Source organism: Geminocystis sp. GBBB08, from assembly GCF_016743215.1.
Classification (GTDB): Bacteria; Cyanobacteriota; Cyanobacteriia; order Cyanobacteriales; family Cyanobacteriaceae; genus Geminocystis.
On the sequence record NZ_VRZC01000256.1, the window covers coordinates 1 to 3,351 of the forward strand.

Sequence of the window (3,351 nt, forward strand, 5' to 3'; positions counted from 1 at the left end):
TAAAATATTTAAATCTCTTTGTTGTCCCAAAACTCTAGCAATATTAGCAATATTTTTATCATTAATAATCGAAGGTATTTTCAAAGCTGAATTAAAAACACTGACAATACTTCTTAATCTTCTCATAGCCACTCGTAACTGATGCAAATTTTCTGGATCTTCTTGTGTTAATGTTTTCTTCTCATAGATAACAATTTTTTTTACTTGTTTAGCGATCGCATTATAACTATAATCAGCGAGGGTAATAGGATTGTCTTTGAAGGTTAAAATAGACATAAATAAACCTCTACACTTTAATTATTGTTATTTTTATTATAAATTTTTACAAAAAAAAAGACCATGACTAATCATAAAAATTAACCACAGCCTCAAAAAATTAGCAATATTTATTTCGTCTTGTTAATTAAACAGTTACCACTTCTTTTTCTTCAGAATTAGCAACAGCACCAGTTAATTGTTCATAGGTTTCACGCATTTTTAAACCAACTAAAACTTGGAATAAACCAGTACCATTATTAGAACCGGGATAATCCTTATGTTTTAATAACAATTCAGTCATCTCACCATAATATTTCGTTCCAGTACGACTTAAATGACTTTCAATATAAATAATTTCTTCGAGGTTATCAAATTGACCATCAATTTCCAGAATAGAAACCTCATTACCCATATAATTATCAGGTCCATAGTACATTTTCAGACCTGGGAAAGCACAAGTGAGTTTACGTCCGCAAGGGCGCCAATCAATAGTTGAACCTTCATCAAACAAATAAGTTGGGGCAAAATGAGGAATACCTTCTTTTTCCACAAGACGAACTCGCAAAATTTTGCCTTCTTTTTCATCAGGAATTAACTGAGTAGGTAACACTTGAATAACAATGTCAGCATATTGTTTTTGAGGCTCAATATAAGCAGTAAAATCAGGTTTTCTTGCCATGATGGAAGCCACAACATCATCATAACTATGACCTCTTTCCGCCATATCACGCTGAATCTTCCAATTGATTTTAACTTCTTCACTGATGTCAAGATAAACACTGAAATCAACTAATTCTCTCACTCTAGCATCATAAAGAGGGTGTAAACCTTCAATAACAATTACTTTATTAGGTTCAATTCTTTCAGGAGGATCAAGTTCTCCTGTTTCATGATTATAAATAGGTTTATCAATAGCTTGACCATTTTTTAAAGCCTTAACTTGTTCTGCCATTAAGTCGAAATTGTTGGCACGAGGATCTAATGCAGTTACACCCGCTACTTTTCTGCCTTTGCGATCAAGACTATGATAATCATCGAGACAGATAACCGTCATAAACTCCTTACCGAATAAATCTTCTAATCGACGTAAAAAAGTTGATTTACCACAACCAGAGTCACCCGCAACTCCAATAATAACTACTCTATCTTGAGTCATATTTTCCTCTATAGTTGAAACTAAATTTTACTTATACCAGTAATTTTTCTATTGTTTGTTATCTTATCAGTCAAATGCACACTAATCTATAGTTAATTATCATAATTAATTAATCCCGACAGATCAAACCTCTTTTTTCTTTATTTTTAACCTTTATTTCTCAAAAATTCGACCAAAAAATCAAAATTCTATTTTGTCATAATTTAGGAAATTGTGCCGGAAGCCAACAGGATAATCTCTGATTCGGTATAGTTCACTTAGTTAAAAATTTAATCAATAGTATCAAAATCCTCCTCTTCAGAGTCAGAGGTGGAGGTATCGAAAGTGACATTATTTATTTCTAATTCGGCTTTGACTTTTTGTTCAATAACAGTAGCAATTTCCGGTTTTTCTTCCAAATATTTAACTGCATTATCTCTACCTTGAGCGATATTTTCGCCATCATAGCTATACCATGCACCTTTACGGGTAACAATATTGGTTTTTTCGGCTAAATCCAATAAACAACCGATGCTCGAAATACCAGAACCGAAAATAATATCAAATTCAGCGATACGGAAAGGTGGTGCAACCTTATTTTTAGCAACTTTCACTTTTGCCCTAATACCATATTCCCCCTCACTACCTTTTTTCAAAGTTTGGATACGACGAATATCAAGACGTACGGAAGCGTAAAATTTTAATGCTGTACCACCAGTCGTTACTTCAGGACTCCCATAACTAATACCGATTTTTTGACGTAGTTGGTTGAGAAAAATTACCGTTGAGCCTGATTTACCAATATTACCAGCAATTTTACGCAATGCTTTACTCATTAAACGGGCTTGTAATCCCACCTGTAAATCTCCCATTTCCCCTTCAATTTCTGCACGAGGTACTAAAGCAGCCACAGAGTCAATTACAACTATGTCAACAGCAGAACTACGCACTAATTGATCCACGATTTCCAGAGCAGATTCTCCATTATCAGGTTGGGCTATCAATAAGTTATCAATATCAACCCCTAAAGCAGCAGAATAACTAGGATCTAAAGCGTGTTCAGCATCGACAAAAGCGGCAACCCCTCCCGATTTTTGCACTTCAGCGATGGCATGGAGAGCTAAGGTTGTTTTCCCAGAGCTTTCAGGTCCATAAATCTCGATAATACGACCTTTAGGAAGTCCACCCCCTAAGGCAAGATCTAAAGTTAAAGCACCGCTAGAGATAGTTTCTATCCTCATTTTCGTGGCATCCCCTAGACGCATAATTGAGCCTTTCCCAAAATTACGCTCGATTTGAGAGAGGACAAGATTTAGGGCTTTTTCTTTATCTGAACTTTGAGCAGTTGTACTGGTAGCCATAAGCTGATTTTAAGGTTAACTATGTAAATAATGATAATTTAATTAATATTTATGCACCAATTATTTGGTACATAAGTATTAATATATTAACTTATTTTGAAAAAAAATTAAGGTAGTTTTACAAAAAGTTATAATATTACGATATATAGAAAACCTAATCATTTGCGATCACATTAGTGTTATGATCACTACCCGTAATTTTAGCATTTTTTTTAAATAAGATCGAAAAATAAATGAGGAAAAAGAAAAAACACCCCAGTTTTTACTAGAGTGTTCTTAATAGATGGAATATTAAAGCTGGCATCGAACTATTGTCCCTTGGGGCTACCCCCATAGTATCGTCGCCGCAATTGCGTTTCACCCACGAGTTCGAGATGGTTCGCAGTGGTTCCACAACGCTACAGACACCAGCTAAGACTTTGAAAGTTAAATTACCTTCAAGACTGCATAGATTTTATTTTGAGGTTATACCATCGATTAGGTCAAGGGTACGGTCTATTAGTACACTTCGGCTCCATACATTACTGCACTTCCACCTTGTGCCTATCAACGGGTGTTCTTCCCGTGACCTTACTACAGAATACTCATCTTGAGGTG

The 3,351-nt window shown here is 34.9% G+C and carries 3 protein-coding genes and 2 rRNA genes; all 5 read right to left on the reverse strand.

The window, feature by feature from the left end:
- On the reverse strand, positions 1-276 hold a 276-nt coding region (locus FWJ34_RS18820; RefSeq protein ID WP_308256865.1), incomplete at its 3' end, for a CHAD domain-containing protein.
- A gap of 127 nt (positions 277-403) precedes the next feature.
- On the reverse strand, positions 404-1,414 hold the full coding sequence (locus FWJ34_RS18825) for a phosphoribulokinase (protein ID WP_308256866.1): 1,011 nt from the start codon (positions 1,412-1,414) through the stop codon (positions 404-406).
- 269 nt (positions 1,415-1,683) lie between these two features.
- Complete coding sequence (gene recA / locus FWJ34_RS18830) at positions 1,684-2,754, reverse strand: recombinase RecA (protein ID WP_308256867.1); 1,071 nt, start codon at positions 2,752-2,754, stop codon at positions 1,684-1,686.
- Between the two features lie 295 nt (positions 2,755-3,049).
- Positions 3,050-3,166: ribosomal RNA gene (gene rrf, locus FWJ34_RS18835) — 5S ribosomal RNA — on the reverse strand.
- Positions 3,167-3,232: 66 nt separating this feature from the next.
- Positions 3,233-3,351 (reverse strand): 23S ribosomal RNA (locus FWJ34_RS18840); the annotation flags it as partial.